Origin of the sequence: Tenacibaculum todarodis (genome assembly GCF_001889045.1) — a bacterium.
Classification (GTDB): Bacteria; Bacteroidota; Bacteroidia; order Flavobacteriales; family Flavobacteriaceae; genus Polaribacter; species Polaribacter todarodis.
Window position 1 is genome coordinate 24,074 of record NZ_CP018155.1, and the last position, 19,510, is coordinate 43,583.

At 30.4% G+C, this 19,510-nt stretch carries 13 protein-coding genes; 7 read left to right on the forward strand and 6 right to left on the reverse strand.

Going from position 1 to position 19,510, the window contains the following annotated elements; all coding sequences use genetic code 11:
* The first annotated feature begins 62 nt into the window (after positions 1-62).
* From LPB136_RS00120 to LPB136_RS00130, 3 genes are all read left to right on the forward strand, one after another.
* Positions 63-1,565 carry a S8 family peptidase gene (locus tag LPB136_RS00120; protein ID WP_072554190.1) on the forward strand — a complete coding sequence of 501 codons (1,503 nt, stop codon included), beginning with the start codon at positions 63-65 and terminating at the stop codon, positions 1,563-1,565.
* A 190-nt stretch (positions 1,566-1,755) separates the two neighbouring features.
* Positions 1,756-2,280 carry a DUF4136 domain-containing protein gene (locus LPB136_RS00125; protein WP_072554191.1) on the forward strand — a complete coding sequence of 175 codons (525 nt, stop codon included), beginning with the start codon at positions 1,756-1,758 and terminating at the stop codon, positions 2,278-2,280.
* Complete coding sequence (locus LPB136_RS00130; protein ID WP_072554192.1) at positions 2,280-2,636, forward strand: TfoX/Sxy family protein; 357 nt, start codon at positions 2,280-2,282, stop codon at positions 2,634-2,636. The genes LPB136_RS00125 and LPB136_RS00130 overlap by 1 nt, the downstream gene beginning before the upstream one ends.
* Positions 2,637-2,672: 36 nt before the next feature.
* Here the strand turns inward: LPB136_RS00130 and LPB136_RS00135 are convergent, their stop codons facing one another.
* Both LPB136_RS00135 and LPB136_RS00140 read right to left on the reverse strand, forming a co-directional pair.
* Positions 2,673-3,119, reverse strand: a complete 447-nt coding sequence (locus tag LPB136_RS00135; RefSeq protein ID WP_072554193.1) for a porin family protein — start codon at positions 3,117-3,119, stop codon at positions 2,673-2,675.
* 37 nt (positions 3,120-3,156) lie between these two features.
* Complete coding sequence (locus tag LPB136_RS00140) at positions 3,157-9,582, reverse strand: alpha-2-macroglobulin family protein (RefSeq protein ID WP_072554194.1); 6,426 nt, start codon at positions 9,580-9,582, stop codon at positions 3,157-3,159.
* A 188-nt stretch (positions 9,583-9,770) separates the two neighbouring features.
* On the opposite strand from LPB136_RS00140, the gene LPB136_RS00145 reads away from it, so the two are divergent.
* Positions 9,771-11,123 carry a UDP-N-acetylmuramate--L-alanine ligase gene (locus tag LPB136_RS00145; RefSeq protein ID WP_072554195.1) on the forward strand — a complete coding sequence of 451 codons (1,353 nt, stop codon included), beginning with the start codon at positions 9,771-9,773 and terminating at the stop codon, positions 11,121-11,123.
* A 53-nt stretch (positions 11,124-11,176) separates the two neighbouring features.
* Here the strand turns inward: LPB136_RS00145 and LPB136_RS00150 are convergent, their stop codons facing one another.
* From LPB136_RS00150 to trkA, 3 genes are all read right to left on the reverse strand, one after another.
* On the reverse strand, positions 11,177-12,148 hold the full coding sequence (locus LPB136_RS00150; protein ID WP_072554196.1) for a T9SS type A sorting domain-containing protein: 972 nt from the start codon (positions 12,146-12,148) through the stop codon (positions 11,177-11,179).
* A 77-nt stretch (positions 12,149-12,225) separates the two neighbouring features.
* Positions 12,226-13,671, reverse strand: a complete 1,446-nt coding sequence (locus LPB136_RS00155; protein ID WP_237267403.1) for a TrkH family potassium uptake protein — start codon at positions 13,669-13,671, stop codon at positions 12,226-12,228.
* 50 nt (positions 13,672-13,721) lie between these two features.
* Positions 13,722-15,068, reverse strand: coding sequence for a Trk system potassium transporter TrkA (trkA, locus tag LPB136_RS00160; RefSeq protein ID WP_072554198.1), 1,347 nt, complete (start codon positions 15,066-15,068; stop codon positions 13,722-13,724).
* A 213-nt stretch (positions 15,069-15,281) separates the two neighbouring features.
* On the opposite strand from trkA, the gene radC reads away from it, so the two are divergent.
* From radC to LPB136_RS00175, 3 genes are all read left to right on the forward strand, one after another.
* Positions 15,282-15,968 (forward strand): RadC family protein, encoded by a 687-nt coding sequence (gene radC / locus LPB136_RS00165; protein WP_072554199.1) that lies wholly within the window; start codon positions 15,282-15,284, stop codon positions 15,966-15,968.
* A gap of 74 nt (positions 15,969-16,042) precedes the next feature.
* Complete coding sequence (locus LPB136_RS00170) at positions 16,043-17,347, forward strand: polysaccharide deacetylase family protein (protein WP_072554200.1); 1,305 nt, start codon at positions 16,043-16,045, stop codon at positions 17,345-17,347.
* A 2-nt stretch (positions 17,348-17,349) separates the two neighbouring features.
* Positions 17,350-18,255, forward strand: coding sequence for a hypothetical protein (locus LPB136_RS00175; RefSeq protein WP_072554201.1), 906 nt, complete (start codon positions 17,350-17,352; stop codon positions 18,253-18,255).
* Here the strand turns inward: LPB136_RS00175 and LPB136_RS00180 are convergent.
* Positions 18,245-19,510 carry an MATE family efflux transporter gene (locus LPB136_RS00180; RefSeq protein ID WP_158009578.1) on the reverse strand — a complete coding sequence of 422 codons (1,266 nt, stop codon included), beginning with the start codon at positions 19,508-19,510 and terminating at the stop codon, positions 18,245-18,247. The genes LPB136_RS00175 and LPB136_RS00180 overlap by 11 nt on opposite strands.

Below are 19,510 nucleotides of genomic sequence, written 5' to 3' on the forward strand. Positions count from 1 at the left end.
TTGTTAAAATTTTCACAATATTTTTATTATATTCGTGAGATTTTAATTTAAAACCCTCAATTATGAAAAAACTACTTTACGCATTAACTTTACTATTACTTATTGCTTCATGTTCTAATGATGAAATTCTAGAACAACAAACAATAGATAATCAAGAACTACTTTCAAGAGCTGATATCAATAAAATTATAGATAATTCACTTCAAACTACAGGAGATTTCGATTGGTCAAAAGCCGATGCAAAAACTATTTATAGTGCTGTTAAATTAGGTGATGGAATTCTAACAATTGGTTATGGTTATTCTTCTGATGAATTTGCTAAATCATCATCTTCAAAAGATGTAAAAGATGATATTCTAAATGTTATTTACAAAACGGAAGAGCTAAGTAATACAAAAGCTAGGAGTGAAGCAGAAATATTTTCACATGAAGATATAAATGTATTTGATATTCAAATTAAAAACTTTGCAACTGTAGAAAAATTATTAAAACAAGGAAGAGTTAGATACATAGAACCAACAGGATATGATTATTTTAATGAGCAAGAAGTACAAGCTCGTTCTTCTAGTTCTTCATCTGGTTCTGGTTGCGGTTATGAGTCTTCAACTTTATCTTCAGCAGATTATAGAACTATAGCCCCAGGATCAAGAGTTCCTTGGTCTTTTGATGCACATAACATTCCTGCAGCATGGAATCATAGTACAGGAGCAGGTGTAACTGTAGCTGTAGTAGATTCAGGATTATCTCCTCAACAAAGCTTAATGAACCAAGATTTTAACGATGGAGATTCTTCAGGAAGATTTGTTCAAAAATATGGAACCTTTGTAGATTCTTGGTGGTCTTGGTCTAATAATTACGACGGTGTGCACGATAAATGTGGTCATGGGACAAGCATGGCATCAGTAGCAACTGCGCCAAGAAATAATAACAATTTACCAGTTGGTGTAGCTTACAATGCAAATTTAGTTTCTTATAGAGCAGTAGAAAATGTAATAATTAACGATTATCACGAAAAAAGAGGAGTTTCAGAAGCTTTAACAGCTTTAGGAAAACGTAGCGATGTAAAAGTAATTTCTATGTCAATAGGTTCTCCATTTAGTATTGGTAAAGTAAAAGATGCCGTAAGATATGCGTATGGTAAAGGGAAAATGATAATTGCAGCAGGCGGAACATCAACAAGTTTTACAACTTGGTACGGAGTAATTTTTCCAGCAAGTATGAGCGAAACGGTAGCTGTAACAGGTGTAAAAGAAGGTCAATACAGTAAATGTGATGTTTGTCATACAGGTTCTAAAATAGATTTTACGGTACAAATGCAACGTACAAATGGTACAAGTAATAAAGTGCCAGTTTTAAGTTATTATAACGGTCAAGCAGATTATGTAGGCGGTTCTTCTGTGGCAACGGCAACAACAGCAGGTATTGCAGCGTTGGTTTGGGCAAAACACCCAACTTGGTCGCGCACACAAGTATTAAATAAAATGAAGCAATCTGCAGATTTTTATCCAAGTAAACACTCTAAATATGGCTATGGAAACATAGACGCTTTGGAGGCGGTTCAATAATAAACAACTAACTGAACCTAAAAGTCTTGTAAGAAATTGCAAGACTTTTTTTATTTTTATGGAATAATTTTTGCTTTATATTTGGGCGTTCGAGCGGGCTTTCCATTATATCTTTTTTTGAGAAAAACAAAAAAAGGATGTCATTACAATCCCTAACGCAAAACCGAGCAATCAATAAAAAAAGAAAAAAATGAAACATTTAAAATACCTTTTACTATTCTTAGTTGTAGCCTGTTCATCACCAAAAATTGTATATGATTATGATACACAAGAAGATTTTACAACATATAAAACCTTTAATTTTTTTAGTGATGCAGGAAAAGGATTAAACGATTTTGATATAAAAAGAATAGAATCAACTATAGAAAATACACTTAATAAACAAGGTTTAAAATTATCAGAAACACCAGATTTTTATATTAATTATTCATCTAAAGAATTAGAAAAAGAAGAAGACAATAATGTAGGAGTTGGAATTGGAGGAGGAAATGGCGGATTTGGAATTGGTGTTTCAACCGGTATTTCACTTGGTGCAGAAAAAAGGTTACAGCAATTAACAATAGATTTTGTTTCTGCAAAAGAAGATCAACTATTCTGGCAATCTATTTCAGAAAGTTTATTAAAAGTAAAAGCAGCACCAGAAGAAAGAACTAAACATTATCAATCTTTACTACCAAAAGTGTTTTCTGAATTCCCTCCAAAAAAGAAAAAATAATGGCCTATAATGAGTTTTTAGTTGATAGAGTAGCTCAGTTTTTTAGAGAAAAAAGTATTCATTTTAATGCTAAAAAAATGTTTGGCGGATTTGTTTTTATGATAGACAATAAAATGTGTGTTGGAGTAATGAAAGACCAAATCATGGCTAGAATTAATCCTGATATTTTTGAAAAATCTATATTAAAGGAAGGTTGTAAACCAATGGACTTTACAGGAAAAAAAATGAAAGGATTTGTTTATTTAAGTGATGAAGCCATAGATTTGGAAGACGATTTACATTATTGGTTGCAACTAGCATTAGACTTTAATCCGTTAGCAAAAGCAAGTAAAAAAAGAAAATCCTCTAAAAGTTAATTTAGAGGATTTTTTTATATTGTAATAAGAGTTTTCTTAAAACTGATATTTTACAGAAAGTGCAACATCAGAATTTAAACCGCTTAAACCTCCAGAAATTCCAATTTCTGGTCTGTAATCTACAGAAAGTAATATTGGAGTATCAAAATCATATTCAATACCAACAACACCTGCAGCATAAATTCCAGTTCCTCCAGCTGAAACTATTCCACCACCAGCACCAGCGTACCAGTTAAACTTGTCTTCTAAATTCCAAACCCATTGGTATAAACCAGTTGCTTTAAAATTTGTAAATTCATTAGCCAAACCTAAATCAATTTCTAAACGATTGTTTTCTCCTAATGCTCTTTGGTAGGTAATTTCTCCACCAACTCCGTTTCCACCACTAAAGCGTAAACCGATTGCGTTTTCAGAAATATCTTGTGCATTTGCAGAAAAAGCTCCTGCGATAATTAATCCTAAACTTAAAAGTATTTTTTTCATAATTGTATTTTTAATATGAGGTTGCAAATATACAACGCTATTTTACATTAATTCTAATTCCTTCACTATTACTACTAAATTCTGGAGCATACATGCTTTGTATTGTTGTAATTCCGTTGCTAAAGTTACCAGCATTATTTACACGAACATCGTATTCAAAAACATAGACTCCTTTAGGTAAACGATCAAAAAAGAAATTTGTTGCCGCATCTTTTGTACTTTCATAATATCCCAAACCATCTTGCCATTTATATTGGGATAAAACATTTATAGGTTCTACTCCAGAAGCTCGCATGTCTTTCATATGAATAAATTCTATTGCTCTATCTACACGTAGTTCTATGCGAACAGTAATTAAATCACCTATATTTAATTCGGTATTCTCTTTAATTTCTTGTAATTCTTTTCCTGTATCTGAATTTACTTTTAAGAATAGTTTTTTCTTCAATTTTAAAGGAGTTTCAGCTGAGGTTATTTTGTCTAAATCTTCAAAATATTGCCAATACAAACCGCCCCAAGCAATTCCATTTCCTTTTTTAGCAATTGTTACATCTGCCATTTTTGGTGTAATTTCTTGTGCATTCCACGACGTTTTAAAATAACCAGTTCCAGCTTCTATTGCAATGTCTTTCATTTTTGAAGGTTCAATTTTTATATCACCTAAATTAATATCAACCATATCAGTTATAGAAATCCAATCGCTTCCGTTTAATAATAATGCATATACAGCTTCAGATGTTGCTTTGGTAGTTTTCCAACTATTTGTTTGCTTATTCTTTAGCAGCCAGATTTTTAGATTATCGATATTATTCAGATTCCTCTTCGCACTTTCAGGCTCATTCGGAATGACACCAACTTCAGAAAACGTTTCAATCATCAATGCTTGTGTTTCTACAGGTGCTTGATAATAGTAATAACCAGCAGTGTTTTCTTTCCAATACATTCCTAATTCATCAGAAGTAATACTATTTTCTTCTAGCGATTTTACAATTTTATTGGCAATAGATTTTTCTCCAGTTCTAAACTGAATCAATGCAATTTGCCCTTTTGCGTACAAGTTGTAATCGTTCCAATAAGTTGCAGATTGTTGTGTATAATAATCAACAGCTTCTCTGGTTTTCTTGTTGAATTGTTTATCAATATAAAAACTACGCATGTATAAATATTGTAAAGCGAAATAACTTAGATGATTTTGTTTTAAGAATTCCTCATACTTTTTCTGACCGTTTTTAGCTTTAATTTTTGCAGCTCTTTTTAATAAATCGTCATATTTTTCAACAATTTCTTCATCCAAAAATTGAACAGCTTTATCAAGCATTTGTTGTGTGTCTTTGTCTAAATCTGTTACACCTAATTTTTGTAAATGCCCAAAACCAGAAGCAATGTAGTTTGTAATAAAAGCACTCGGATATCTTCCGCCTTTAAACCAAGGGAAACCACCAGAATTCATCTGAATTTCTTGTAACTTCTTAATAGATTTTGATTGCTCATCCTTCATTTTCGATAAATCGAACAACAACGCAATTCGTTTCTTTTGTTCCGTTTCCGATTGCGAATCACGCAACCAAGGCGTTTCTTGAATGATTAACGATTTTAATTCTTGATTCTTCTCTAAATTACTTAATAAAGCATCCGAAGATTTCCATTGAGTAAAAACTTCTTGAATTTTCTGATTCGAATTTGCAACATGCGTAGCCAACGTATTTGCGTAATATCTAGAGAAAGTTTGCTCTGCACATTCATATGGATATTCCATTAAATACGGTAACGCTTGTATTGCGTACCAAGCTGGATTAGACGTCATCTCCAACGTTAATTTATGGTTACTTAATGTTGATGAACTGTTATTCTTCAACTTATCTAACGTAAATGTTTTTGTCTGATTTGAACGAATCCACATTGGTAACGTTTCTGTAACCAGCATTCTGTTTGTTAAAACAGGCAATGCATTTTGTTCTCCATCGGAAAAATCGCCAGCTTTTGCAATTACTTTATATTGAACTGCTCCAATGTTTTCAGGAATTGATAATGTCCAAGAAACATTTGTGTTTCCGTTTTTATCTACTGTAAAGTTTTTGTTTTTCTCTAAATTGTTTAAAGCGGTATTAATTTCTGCGCCAGTAATTGCATTGGTAAGTTGTAATTGCGCAAAACCATTTAATATTTCTTCTGTTAAATTACTGATTTTAGAACTGAAGATAATTTTATCTCCTTCACGTAAAAAACGAGGTGCATTTGGTACAACCATTAACTCTTTTTGCGTTACTGCTTTTAATGTTTTAGTTGCCGATTGCAATGTTTTTGTATGTGCTAACAATTGCAATTTCCAACGTGTTAATGCTTCTGGAGCTGTAAATTTAAAACTCACGTTTCCTTTTTTATCTGTTTGTAACTGCGGAAAAAAGAAGGCGGTTTCTTGGAGGTTTTTACGTGCTTTTACATTAGCTAACTCCGAATCTAATTTTGCTTGACCAGATTTTGTTGTGATAATTACAACGCCGTTTACTGCTTTTTGACCATAAATTGCCACTGCATCAACTCCTTTAATAACAGACATTTCTGCAACAAGATCCATATTTAAATTATTAAGGTCACTAGTCTTAACTATTTTTCCGTCAATAACTACTAGAGGTGTTTTTCCATTTTCAATAGAACCAATTCCTCGAATCATTATTTTAGGTGCATTTCCAGGTTGAGCACTATCATTCATTATGGAAACTCCCGAAACTTGACCTTCAAGAGCATCAGAAACTTTACTTACAGATCCAGTATATGATTTTTTAGTTGTTGTTCCATAACCAATTACTACAACTTCATCTAAAGCATCTTCTTCTATAGATTCTACAATATTTACATTTCCTTTTCGCATCATCATACGCATTCTATTATTTCCAAAATGAAGCCCAAACCAATTCAAAGCATCATATTGGTTATTTGGAATTGAATAATACATATTGTGGTTATTCCTAATATGAAAATTTGTATTTCCAAAACTATGGCTTGCAGAACTTCTGTTATAAGAATAATACGCTGCAGGTTGTTGAATTGGATTAAATTGCCAATTATGTTGTTTAAATTCATCTAAAGAAGCATCGTACATGGAAGCTAAAACTTCAGCAGCAACTTTATCGTTTTTGTCATTTTTAATGGTGAAACTCCAAGTTTGTTCTGCTCCAGGTTGTAACTTATCTCTAAATGTTTTAGTTTCTATCGCAATAGATGTTTCTTTTTTATGAGGAACAGTTATAACTAAGTTTCCACGATTAAAATCGTTATAATTTACATAATGATAACGAATTGCAAATCCGCCAATGTCTTCTTTTTTAACAGGAATTTTTAACGTCTTAATTTCATTGTTCAAACGAACAATATGCGTTTTTTCAATTTTGTGATTGCGTTCAATTTGTACAACAACACTAATGTCTTTAGAAGCAGAACCAATTTTTAATTCAACATTTTCGCCAACTAAATAATTTGTTTTATTCGGATTTATACTAAATAATTTACTGTCTGAAACTATTTCTTCTGAAGGACTAAAAACAGTGAAACGCGCTTCTTCTTTTACTTTTTGACCAAATTTATCTTGCGATTCCACAATGGCAATATAGTTTCCTGAACCACCTAACCATTTTTTTATGTTTTTTAATTTAATTTCTTTAGATTTATCTGTATTGAAATTAGTTTTAAAAACTAAAACTCCTTTTTCCCAATTTTTATCATTTGCTTCATTATTTGTATACGGTTCATGCGGAAAGAGTTTTCTGAATTCAGTTTCAGAAATATCTTGATAATCTGGTGCGTTCCAAGATCGCTTTCTTAACGGATTTTTAGGTGCTTGTAATTTGTGAATTTTTAAAGTTCCTTTAGCAGCTACAAATTCACCATTTAGGTTTTCAGTTGTTATAGTTACCGTATTATCTTTCTCGTTTTTATTAATTTTTTGAGCAATGGAAAGTTTTGCTACTAATGCATGATAACCAATTTTTACTGTTGTAGTTGCGCTGCGAGTTTCTCCGTTTACGTCCGTTACATCGGCAGAGATTTCATAGGTGAAAATTGGTAAACTTTCTTTTGAAACACTTTCGTCAGGCAATGCTTTAAAAATGATTTTAAATTCGCCTTTAGCATCTGTAATACTTTCTCCATGCGTAATTTCTTGCGCTTCAGAAGAAAAATTTGGTCTTCTCCAATACCACCAACTTGGATACTGTACTTTTCTATGCACACGATACACCACTTTTGCATCGGTAATATTTGAACCCGCAAAAGCTTTTGCAAATCCGTTTATGGTAATACTATCGTTTAATCTAAAGGTTTCTGTAGTTGGTTTAAATTCGGTTTTAAACTTTGGTCTTTTGTATTCTTCAACTGAAATAACAATATTATTATCATTAAAATAAATATTATCAACGTCATATTTACTTTCGTCAATTTTATCACTTCCTTCTAATTCAATTGAATATTCTCCAGTTAAGCCATTATTTGGAAGTCTAAATTCTCCAGCAACCGAACCAAATTCATTTAGTTTTAATTCTAAATTTTTTACTTCTTGATCATTAACATCAGATAAAATTATTTTCACATATTCATTTGTGAAAACTTCAGATTTTTCATTTTGTTTTTTTAATACAATTGCCTTAAAATAAACAGTTTGTCCAGGTCTATAAATACTTCTATCTGTAAAAATAAAAGGTTTAATTTCTATTTCATTATCAACCTTTTTGTTGGAGTTATCGCGATGTTGGTATAAGTAATAATCACCAAAAGTTGCAGTATCATTATTATGATTGACTGTGATAACAACTTGATTATGACGAGCAGCACTTTTATAGCTGAAAAATCCGTTTTTATCGGTAGTGAAATTTTTATTTATTGGTGTATTATATCTGCTTGTGTTGTAGTTTTTAAGATTTATGGAAGCATTTTTAATAGGTGCCCCGTTGTTTCTATCTACAATTTGATACGTATAAATCCCGTTGTTGTTCGCTTCTACCAATGCTAAATTGGTAACTTGCATGTTTACAGTTCCAAAGATTGATTTGTCATTTAAATCAGTACTTTCAGAAGCAACAATTAAATAATTTCCTTGTGCCATTTTTGGAACAATAACTTCCGTTGTGTGTTGTAGATAATCATGTTCATTTCTTAAAGTGGCGTTCCAAGAAGTTACTTTGTCAAGTTTATTTATAAAATTGATTTTAGCAGAATCTTGATGCGTTCTGTTTAGTTTCTCTAATTGCGTCTTATTGATTTTATATGCTGAAAAATTTAGCTTGTCAACGTTTTTATAACTGATTAATAAACGAGAATTTGTATCAATTGGTACATACTTTTCTGAAGTTATATGTAAACTCTTATTCTTTATTTGTGCTTTTAAAGCAATACACTTTTTTGCGCCATTACTTTCTGGAAATTTCTCAATAATCGAATTACAAATAGCTAATGCTTCTTTGTTTTTAAAACGATGTTCTGTATTGTTTTCTGCTGAATAAGAATTGGCTTGTTGTTGATAAATCTGCGCAATTTCAAAAGCATATAATCCGCTTTCTTGGTTGTTTTTATGTTTCTCTTGAGAGTCTTTTAAGGTTTGTAAAAAAAGTACTTCCTTATTATTGAAAGTTGCGTGTTGTTTTACAAAATGCAAACGTTGTAAATCTACATCAACCAAAGCGGTTGGATTTTTATCTGCTAAATGAAAACCAATTAAATCTTGATAGATTTTTAAAGCATTAAACTCTAAAGACAAACTGTCTTTTGTCTCTAAATTTAAATGAGAAAATGTAGTTGCTTCGTCTATAAATTTAGCATTATCAATTGTAAATTGATACGCTGGTTTTGTAATATTATTTTCTGGAGTTTTATAAAATGATAATGCATTATGCGCTAAAAAATCATATAACGTTGGTCTGAATTCTTTAGAACCTTTTACAACATGTAGAATGTCTGCAAATTGATGCACATCAACTTTTTGCAATAATAATTTTTCTTCTAAAGATGCTTCATAATACGTATGAATTTCTGTAAAAAGAGTGTTTAAATCCCAGGTTCTAAAATCGTTTTCATCAACTTTTTCACTTGTTTTTGTACGTTGGTAAAATTTCCATCTATTTTGATTAAAATATTGCCAATGTAAATTAGCTAAAACATTTTGTAGTACATTTTTTGTTGGAAAACTACTTTTTTCAATCTGATTTTTAAATTGATTAACAACTTTTAATTGTGCATCTTCCTCCAAAATTAATGCAAACTTGCTTTTATAGAATAACGTTTTTACAATCTGTGAAGAATTGTTGTTCTTTTCTGCTTTAGCGTAAATATCTTCTACAACTTTTAAAGCCGATTTTGGTAAATTATCAACTTCAAATTTGTGTACTTTTTCCCACAAACTTGTAAAGTTTTCTTGAGCGTTTAAGTTAGTTGCAAATAATAATATCATCAGTAATAAAGGTGTAATTCTTTTCATAATCTAAATGTTTTACAAATCAAAAGACCAATTATTTATAAAAATACACAATCTAAATTGCGTGAATAGGTCTTTTTAATACGTAAACGTAACTTTTCAATGAGTTTCGGTTTAAAGATAGTTAAATCTACTTTGGTTTTGTATTTTTGATTTTTGTTGAAAATTCATCAATTATAAATTATTAGTAAATGAAAATTCATTTTATAGCCATTGGCGGAAGTGCAATGCACAACTTAGCAATAGCATTACACCAAAAAGGATACCAAATTACAGGAAGTGACGATACAATTCACGATCCTTCTAAATCTCGTTTAGCAAAATATAATTTGTTGCCAGAAGAATTTGGTTGGTTTCCTGAGAAAATAGATTCAGATTTAGATGCAATTATTTTAGGAATGCACGCTAAGAAAGACAATCCTGAGTTGTTAAAAGCACAAGAATTAGGGTTGAAAATATATTCGTATCCAGAGTTTTTATACGAACAATCTAAAGATAAAACACGGGTTGTAATTGGTGGTTCGCACGGAAAAACAACTATAACCTCTATGATTTTACACGTGTTAAATTACCATGATAAAAAAGTAGATTACATGGTTGGAGCGCAATTAGAAGGCTTTGAAACCATGGTTCATTTAACGGAAGAAAACGAATTTATTGTTTTAGAAGGCGATGAATATTTGAGTTCGCCAATAGACATGCGTCCAAAGTTTCATTTATACAAACCAAATATTGCTTTGTTAAGCGGAATTGCTTGGGATCATATTAATGTTTTTCCAACGTTTGAAAACTATGTGGAGCAGTTTTCAATTTTTACAGATTCTTTGGTAAACGGCGGAATTATGGTTTATAATGAAGAGGATACTATTGTAAAAGATGTGGTAGAATCTTCTACTAATCATATTAAAAAATACGAGTATAACACACCAAAACATTCTATAGAAAACGGAATTACTTTTTTAGAAACTGAGGAAGGAGATTTACCGTTAGAAATCTTTGGAAATCATAATTTACAAAACTTAGCAGGTGCAAAGTGGATTTGCCAGCACATGGGAATTGATGAAGATGATTTTTATGAAGCTATTGTAACTTTTAAAGGAGCAAGCAAGCGTTTGGAAAAGATTGCAGAAAATGATGCTACAGTAATTTTTAAAGATTTTGCCCACAGTCCAAGTAAAGTTTCTGCAACTACAACTGCGGTTAAAAATCAATATAACAATAGAACTGTTTTAGCGTGTTTAGAATTACATACCTATTCTAGTTTAAATGCAGATTTTTTGGCGGAGTACAAAGGAGCTCTAGATAATGCAGATAAAGCAGTTGTTTTTTACTCGCCGCATGCAGTAAAAATAAAACAATTATTAGCAATTACTGAGCAACAAATTGCCAATGCTTTTCAACGAGACGATTTAATTATTTATACAAATTCACAAGAATTTAAAGATTTTTTATTTGAACAAGATTTAAAAAACAAAGCTGTTTTATTAATGAGTTCTGGTAATTATGGTGGTTTAGATTTTGAAGAAGTTAAAAACCTTGTATAAAAAAAGAGCAACTTTTTAAAGTTGCTCTTTTTTTAGTTTAAAAAAGTGATTTATTACTTAATTACTATCTTTTTAGTAAGTTGTTTATCACCTTCATTTACCTTTAAAAGGTAAATTCCAGCATTTAAATTACTAACATCAACCCTATCATTAGCATTTACTTTAGTAGAAATTAATCTTCTTCCTAAAATGTTGTAAACTTCAACATTCTTCTCTTCACCGTTTGAAGATTTAATAAAAACCTCTCCGTTAGTTACTGGGTTTGGATATACATTTACATCAAGTTTATTGAAAGAATCTGTATCAAGAACACTTCCAGACATTTTTACAATTATATCATCAAGAGCAAATTCATCTCTAGAACTACTACCGACTTCATCATCTCCAGTCCATCTAATATATAAGCTTCCACCATCAGGGATGTTTAATCCAGAAATATTTTTAAATCTTCCTATTTGTTCCCAACTAGCTTCTGGAATAGCGTCTCCAGTTGATGTAAAATCCATTGCAGCAACCTCAGTGTAAGTAGAGTTGTCTGTACTATAAGAAAAGTTAAAACTGTTTCCTCTTGGTGCATTGTTTAAAATCCAAATATTGTAGCTAATATTTGTTTCTATAACCGCTGCACCTGTATTATTATCAATCTTTAAAGTAATTGTTCCAGGAGTAAAATCTGAGCCACCTGGTTGAATTCCAATAGCGTTATTTTTTGTGCCACCATTTGAAATATCAAATGCATATAAGCCACCAGTACTTACTCCTCCATCATTTTCTCCTCTTGTTAAATCAGCAGCAGAGCTAAATCCAGTAATTGTCCATGCATCACTATCTAATTGTCCAGATGCCGGTGAAGCATCTAAACCTGAAGCAATAAACTGTCCGTTATTAACATCAGCAACTGTTGAATCAAAATCAATTGTAAAGTCTGTATCAGCAGTTGTAATACTTAATTGACCCCAGGAATTTTGGATTCCCAAAAAAAGTGATGCAACTAATAATGTTTTTAAAAAGTATTTTTGTTTCATAAAATTGTGTTATTAAATTAGTTGTCAAATTTATAGGGTTAAAAGATAAGAATAAATTTTTTAATATTAAATTAATATTAATTATTTCTCCAAAAGAAAGGTGTAAATAATATTAAAACTGTAAATAATTCTAACCTACCAATTAGCATTAAAAAAGAGCAAAACCATTTAGCACCGACCGATAAATGCGCAAAATTATCTACAGGACTTACAGATCCAATTGCTGGGCCAATGTTTCCTAATGAAGAAGCTGCAGCGCCAAAAGCAGACATAATATCTAAGCCTAAAATTGTAAATATAACTGTGCTTATTATAAATATTAGCATGTATAAAATAAAGAAAGATAAAATATTAAAAACAATACTCTGACTGACAGTTTTACCGTCATACCTTACAGGAATTATGGCATTTGGATGCAGTGCTTTTTTAAATTCCAGAAAACTGTTTTTTAGCATTACTATGTGTCTTACAATTTTAATACCTCCAGAAGTTGACCCTGCAGAACCTCCTGTGAAAAATAAAGCGAAGAAAATTCCGGTTGCAAAAAAGCTCCACATAGTAAAGTCTGCTGACACAAAACCAGTGGTTGTTACAACTGATATAACTTGAAACAAAGCATGTCTTATTGCACTTTCTGCATTTCCATAAACTTTAGGATGTGCAATTGTTGTCTGTAAATTTGGATCTTGAAAAAAGTAAATAATTATAGCAATTAAGAGAGAAACACCTAAAGTACCAAAGAGGTAGTATTTAAACTCTTCACTTTGAAATACTTTTTGCACTTTTCCTTTTAGAGCAAAATAGGTTAACACAAAGTTTGTTCCTGCAATAAACATAAAAAAGATAATTATGTACTGTACAGCAGGAATTCCGTTCCAATAAGCAACACTAGCATTTTTTGTAGAAAAACCTCCTGTACTTACTGTTGCCATAGCATGGTTTATGGCATCAAACCAAGACATTCCTGCTATTTTTAATAATAAAAATTGTGCAAAAGTTAAAACTACATATATTAGATATAATCGTTTGGCAGTATCAGTAATTCTAGGGTGCAATTTATCTGCTGATGGACCAGGAGCTTCCGCCATAAATAGCTGCATTCCTCCAATTCCAAGCATTGGTAATATGGCAATTGTTAAAACTATAATTCCCATTCCTCCAATCCAATGCGTAGCACTTCTCCAAAAAAGTATTCCTTTTGGCATGGATTCTATATCTGTTAAAATGGAAGATCCGGTTGTAGAGTACCCAGAAATAGTTTCAAAAAAAGCATTGGTTATGTTTGGTATTGCGCCAGATAATAAATAGGGTAACATGCCTGTAAAAGAAAGTGTTAGCCAGCCAAGTGTAACAATTAAATACCCTTCTTTTTTTTGAATATTAGTGCTTTCGGGTTTGTTAAAGAAGTACAGTAACAAACCAATAGAAATAGTAATTATTCCTGCATTTAAAATTCCCCATTTGGCAACTTCTTCATGATAAATACTAAACGGAACAGCAAACAGCATAAAAATACCGTTCATTATTGCGGTTATACCAAGAAAGCGGTAAATTATTTTTAGGTTGAGGTTCATTAGTTAAATAATTCTTCAACAGTACTTATAGCTTCAGGTAAACAAAATACAATAACTTTATCGCCATTTTGTATTTGCATATTACCAAAAGACATTAATGCTTTTTCATTTCTAATAATTCCACCAAAAACGGCTTCTCTAGGAAAACGAAGTTCTTTAATAGGTTTTTCAGTAACCTTAGCATTTGGTTGTACTTCAAACTCAAATACTTCGGCATCAATATTATGTAAATTTGCCAATGCCAAAATTTCCCCTTTTCTAATATGACGGAAAATATTACTAGCGGCAATTAATTTTTTATTAATAAGTGTATCAATTCCGATAGTTTGAGAAATATTTATATAATCCATATTCTCAACCAAAGCAATTGTCTTTTTTACACCTTTAGATTTAGCTACTAAACAAGACATTATATTGGTTTCAGAATCTCCTGTAACCGCAATAAAAGCGTCCATTTGTCTAATACATTCTTCCTCTAAAAGCTCTAATTTACGCCCGTCACCATTAATAACTAAAGTATTAGAAAGTTCTTCGGCCAAACGTATAGCTTTGTTCTTATTCTTTTCTATTAATTTAACCTTAAAATTATCTTTACAAAGATTTCTAGCAGTTTTTTGACCAATACCACTTCCTCCTAAAATCATTACATTATTTATGTCTAAATGCTCTTTACCAATTATTGGGTATAATTTATCTAAACTATAATTTGGTACAGAAAAATAAACTTGGTCAGACATTTTATAGACAGTATCTCCACGCGGAATTATAGTTTGCGCAACACCTTCTCGTTTAATAGCAATGGTAATAAAATCTACCATATTAAACTTGTCTTTTGCTTCTTTTACAGTTAAATCTACAATGGGAGATTTATACGTAAGTGAAGTTCCCATCACATTAAAAAGTCCGTTTTCAAAAGCAACCGTATCGTTAAAAGAAGATTGATTTAACAGCATTTTTATTTCATCAGCTGCCAATTCTTGTGGAGAAATCATAAAATCTACACCAAAATCTTTAAAATTAACATCTTTAGTCTCTAAAAACTCCTGATTTTTAATTCTAGCAATGGTTTTTTTTACACCCAACGCTTTTCCAATAACTGAAATAGTAAAATTTGTGTTCTGACTTTCTGTAACGGCAAGTAATAAATCTGCTTTTTCAATGCCAATTTCCTTCAATAATTTAACAGAAGTAGCATCACCTTTTTTAGTGATAACATCCAAATTATTATTAATATAATTTAGTTTATCTCCGTCAAAATCAATCACATAAGTGTCTTGAGATTCGTAGGACAGTAATTTAGCTAAATGGAAGCCAACATCACCAGCTCCAGCTATAATAATCTTCATAAGTAAGAATAAGAATAGAATGCAAAGATACGGTTTTACATAAACAAAACTATTTTTAAGAAGCTATTTCCCGCTTTCACTACTCGCTTTTTTTGTGAAAAACAAAAAAGAGCTCAAACAAACCGTTCAATCAGGGCTAAACCTGTTAGCCTAATTTTAGTACAAAAAGCAAACTAAAATCTCATTTACTATCTTTGTTAAAAAAGCAAAAAGATGGAAAAGTTAACAATAAAAGCATGGGCTTTAGATGATCGACCTCGAGAAAAACTAGTTTCAAAAGGAAAAGCAGCATTATCTGATGCAGAACTAATTGCCATATTAATAGGCTCTGGAAATAGGCAAGAAAGTGCCGTAGCATTATCCAAAAGAATTTTACAATCGGTAGATAATAATTTAAACAAATTAGCACGTTTGTCTGTAGAAGAACTACAGGTTTTTAAAGGAATAGGAGAAGCCAAAGCAATTTCAATAATAACAGCTTTAGAATTAGGAAAAAGAAGACAGTTTGAAGAAGCTTCAATAAACCCAAAAATAACAAGTAGCAATAGTGCGTTTAAAATAATGCAACCTGTAATTGGAGATTTAGCTCACGAAGAATTTTGGGTTTTATATCTTAATAATGCAAACAAAGTATTAGAGAAACATCAAATAAGTAAAGGTGGTTTAACAGCAACTTTGGTAGATGTTAGATTGTTGTGTAAAAGAGCTTTAGAACTATCTGCAATTGGTATGATTGTTTGCCATAATCATCCGTCTGGAAAACTACAACCAAGTAATTCAGACAAAACATTAACTCAAAAAATAAAACAAGCCGCAATAACCTTAGATATTACATTGCTAGATCATTTAATAATAACCGAAAAAGCGTATTTTAGCTTCGCAGATGAAGGATTAATATAATTTACAGTTTTCAGTAGCAGTTTACAGTATGTAACTGACTGCCAACTGCGACTGCCAATTGCTAACTGAACATAATGATATTAGTTTACACACATAAAATTACTCCAAGACTTCGCTATATATTTAAGCATATCTTTACAAGAACATTGCTTATACCTATCAATTTTACTACAAAAATTGAAGATTTTGTGGCGCACAGTGGCGCAAAAATGTCGTATACCAAAGTACCATTAGGAAGTGAGTTTTTTATTAAAAGTAACGACTTGCTATTTGAGCAAGGAGTTAACGATGTTGATATTTCTATTCAAAAATGGGAAGAAATTCCTTGTTTTTTTCCATCTGGAGCAAAATCGGCTATTCCGTTTGATATTTTTGCAGCAAGTTTTTATTTAATAACGCGTTACGAAGAATACTTGCCACACGTAAAAGATAAACATGGACGTTATACCGCAGACCAAAGTTTAGCTTTTAATGAAGGTTTTTTAGAAAAACCAGTTATCGATATTTGGGCTTATAAATTTTTATCAATATTAAAAGAAAAATTTCCAGAACATCCTTACAAAAAAAGAGAATATAACTATATTTCTACAATAGATGTAGATAATGCGTATGCCTACAAGCATAAAGGTTTTGTAAGAACTATTGGCGGATTTTTAAATGATTTCTACAAATTAAAGATTTTTAATATTTGGGATAGATTTGCAGTTAGAGCAGGTTTTAAAAAAGATCCTTTTGATACTTTTGAGAAAATTATCAACCTAAAAAAAGAGTTAGAAGTAAGAACTATTTTCTTCTTTTTAATTGGAGATTATACAACATTTGATACAAATATTTCAGCAGCTAAAAATAAGTTCAGGTTGCTTATTAAAGATATGGTAGATTATGCAAGAGTTGGTTTACATCCTTCATATTTTACAATGAATAATGCCCAACTTTTAAAGAAAGAAAAAAAACGTTTAGAAAGCATCACAAATATGCCCATTAAACGATCTCGTCAGCATTTTTTAAAATTCGATTTACCAGAAACCTATCAAATATTAATAGATTTAGAAATAGAAGAAGATTATTCTATGGGTTACGCAAGTCATGTTGGTTTTAGAGCAAGTACATGTACGCCGTTTTATTTTTACGATTTAGATTTTGAAATTCAAACACCACTAAAAGTATTTCCGTTTGCAGTAATGGACACAACTTTAAACGATTATATGAAGTTAACTCCAAAGCAATCTTTAGGTAGAATTCGTGATTTAAAGAATGAAGTAAAACGAGTTAACGGAACCTTTATAACCTTGTTTCATAACGAAAGTTTAAGTAATTATCTTCGTTGGAAAGGTTGGGGACGTTTGTATGGTTCTATGTTAAAAATTGTAAATAAATAAATATGATTCGTTTAGTAGAACGCAAACATATTGACATAGAAAAATACAATACTTGTATTAAAAATGCACAACAAAGCAACATTTTTGCGTTTTCGTGGTATTTAGATATTGTAGCAGATAATTGGAGTGTTTTTGTCTTGGAAGATTATGAAGCGGTAATGCCTGTTACTTGGAGAAGGAAATACTTCATAAAATATGTGTATCAACCATTATGGACATTACAATTAGGTGTTTATTCAACAGAAATTATTGATGAAAATGAGTTTTTAATTGAATTATTCGATGAATTTAAATACATAGATTTAAGAATGAATTCTAAAAACGCTTTTACAATGTTTCAGGATAATTGTTTAGATAGACAATTACAATATTTAACCTTAGACGTAGATGATGCAACCATTTTTAAGAACTATAAAAGCGATAGAAAAAAAGATTTAAGAAGAGCAAATAAAGCTGATTTAACAGAAAAATGGAATGATAATCCGGCAAATTTAGTGCAACTTTTTAAAGAAAATATAGGTAAGAAAGCTAAAGGAATTACAGAAAATGATTACGGAAACTTGTTAAAAATTATGCAAACTTGCATAGAGAAAAGAGTAGGAGAGTTGCTTTCCATTTACGATAGCAATAACAAACTTGTAGCTTCAGGTTTTTTCTTAAAAGATGCAGAAAGGGTTTCAATATTAGTTTCTTCAACAGATTTTAAAAACCGTAAAAACGGAGCTAATACTTTTTTAATCGATCGCGCTATTTTTAAATATAGAAATGGTTTTAAAGAATTTGGTTTTGGAGGTTCTTCAATAAGTTCTATTGCAAAATATTTTAATAGTTTTGGTGCCAAAACAGAAACGTATCTGCAATTAAAACAAAATAAGTTACCTAAGTTTATACGCTTTTTTAAGAAGTAGTATTTGTTTCTTTTTTATATAAAATAGCAAAACATATTGCAGAAGAAATACCCGTAAACCACATTAACAAAGCAGAGGTAATTGCAGCTCCTTTTATTCCATATTTCGGAATTAAATAATAGTTGCTAATTATGTTTATTATTAAAGCAACTGATATAATATAATAGTTTACATGCGCCTTACCAATAGAAGAGAGTAGATTTCCAAATAAACCTCTAAGTAGTAAAATTCCACAAACACCAATTGTAAGTATTATAAAACTACTCGAAAATTGGATAAAACTTTCATCAAAAATAGAAAGGATTTGTTCCGAAAATAAAGCAGAACAGAGTAGGAGTAGTATACTAACAATAAAAAACAACAACATGTAACTTTTTATATAGTTGAAAATATATTTTTTGTTGTAAATTTTTTCAGTAAAAGCTACAAAATCTGTTGCAATAAAAACTCTTGGTAAAAACAAAATACTAAACGGAATTATAGATATATATCTATAGTTTGTAACCATTTCTGCATCTTTTAAAATATAACCAATTAAGAAAATATCAATAACAAAAAGTAATTGTGTTGCTACATTAGACAAGCTTGCAAAAAAACCGTATTTCCAAAAAGAAAGGTTTACTATTGATGGTTTTTGTGTTTTTTTTAGAGTAAAACTTCTATTCTTATAAAATGCTAAAACAGTAATTGTTGGTGCTAAAAGCAATGCAAAAATATAACCTATTTCTTTATATAAATAACTTAAAACAAATACAAGAATAATTAAGATTGAATTGTAAAGAACTTCTGTAAAAGCAAATTGTTTGTTGTTATGCTCTAGTCTAAATTTAATCTTTAGCATTTCAAAAGCAAACATTGGAAGTATTAGAATAGATAAAAGGGCTAAAAATTTATAAGTATTTTCAAACTGAAAAGGGATAAAATAACTTGTAATGATTATTAATAAAATCATTAATATTGAAACAAATATTCCTTTTTTAAAAGTGTATGAAAATAGCTTGTCTTTCTCTTGTTTTGTTTTTAATAACGCACCATATCTTATTAATCCTTGACTTAATCCTAATCCGCTAAACGGAATTATAAAAGATATAATGTTAAAAGCAAATAATACAACTCCTAATTCTTTATTGGGTATAAGCTGTAATGCAATCCAAGAAGCTAAAAAAGACAAAAATCTAGAAACTATAGTAGCCATAAACACATAACTACCAGATCTGTTTAAGAAATTTTGAATATAGTTCTTTAAGAGTTTCAA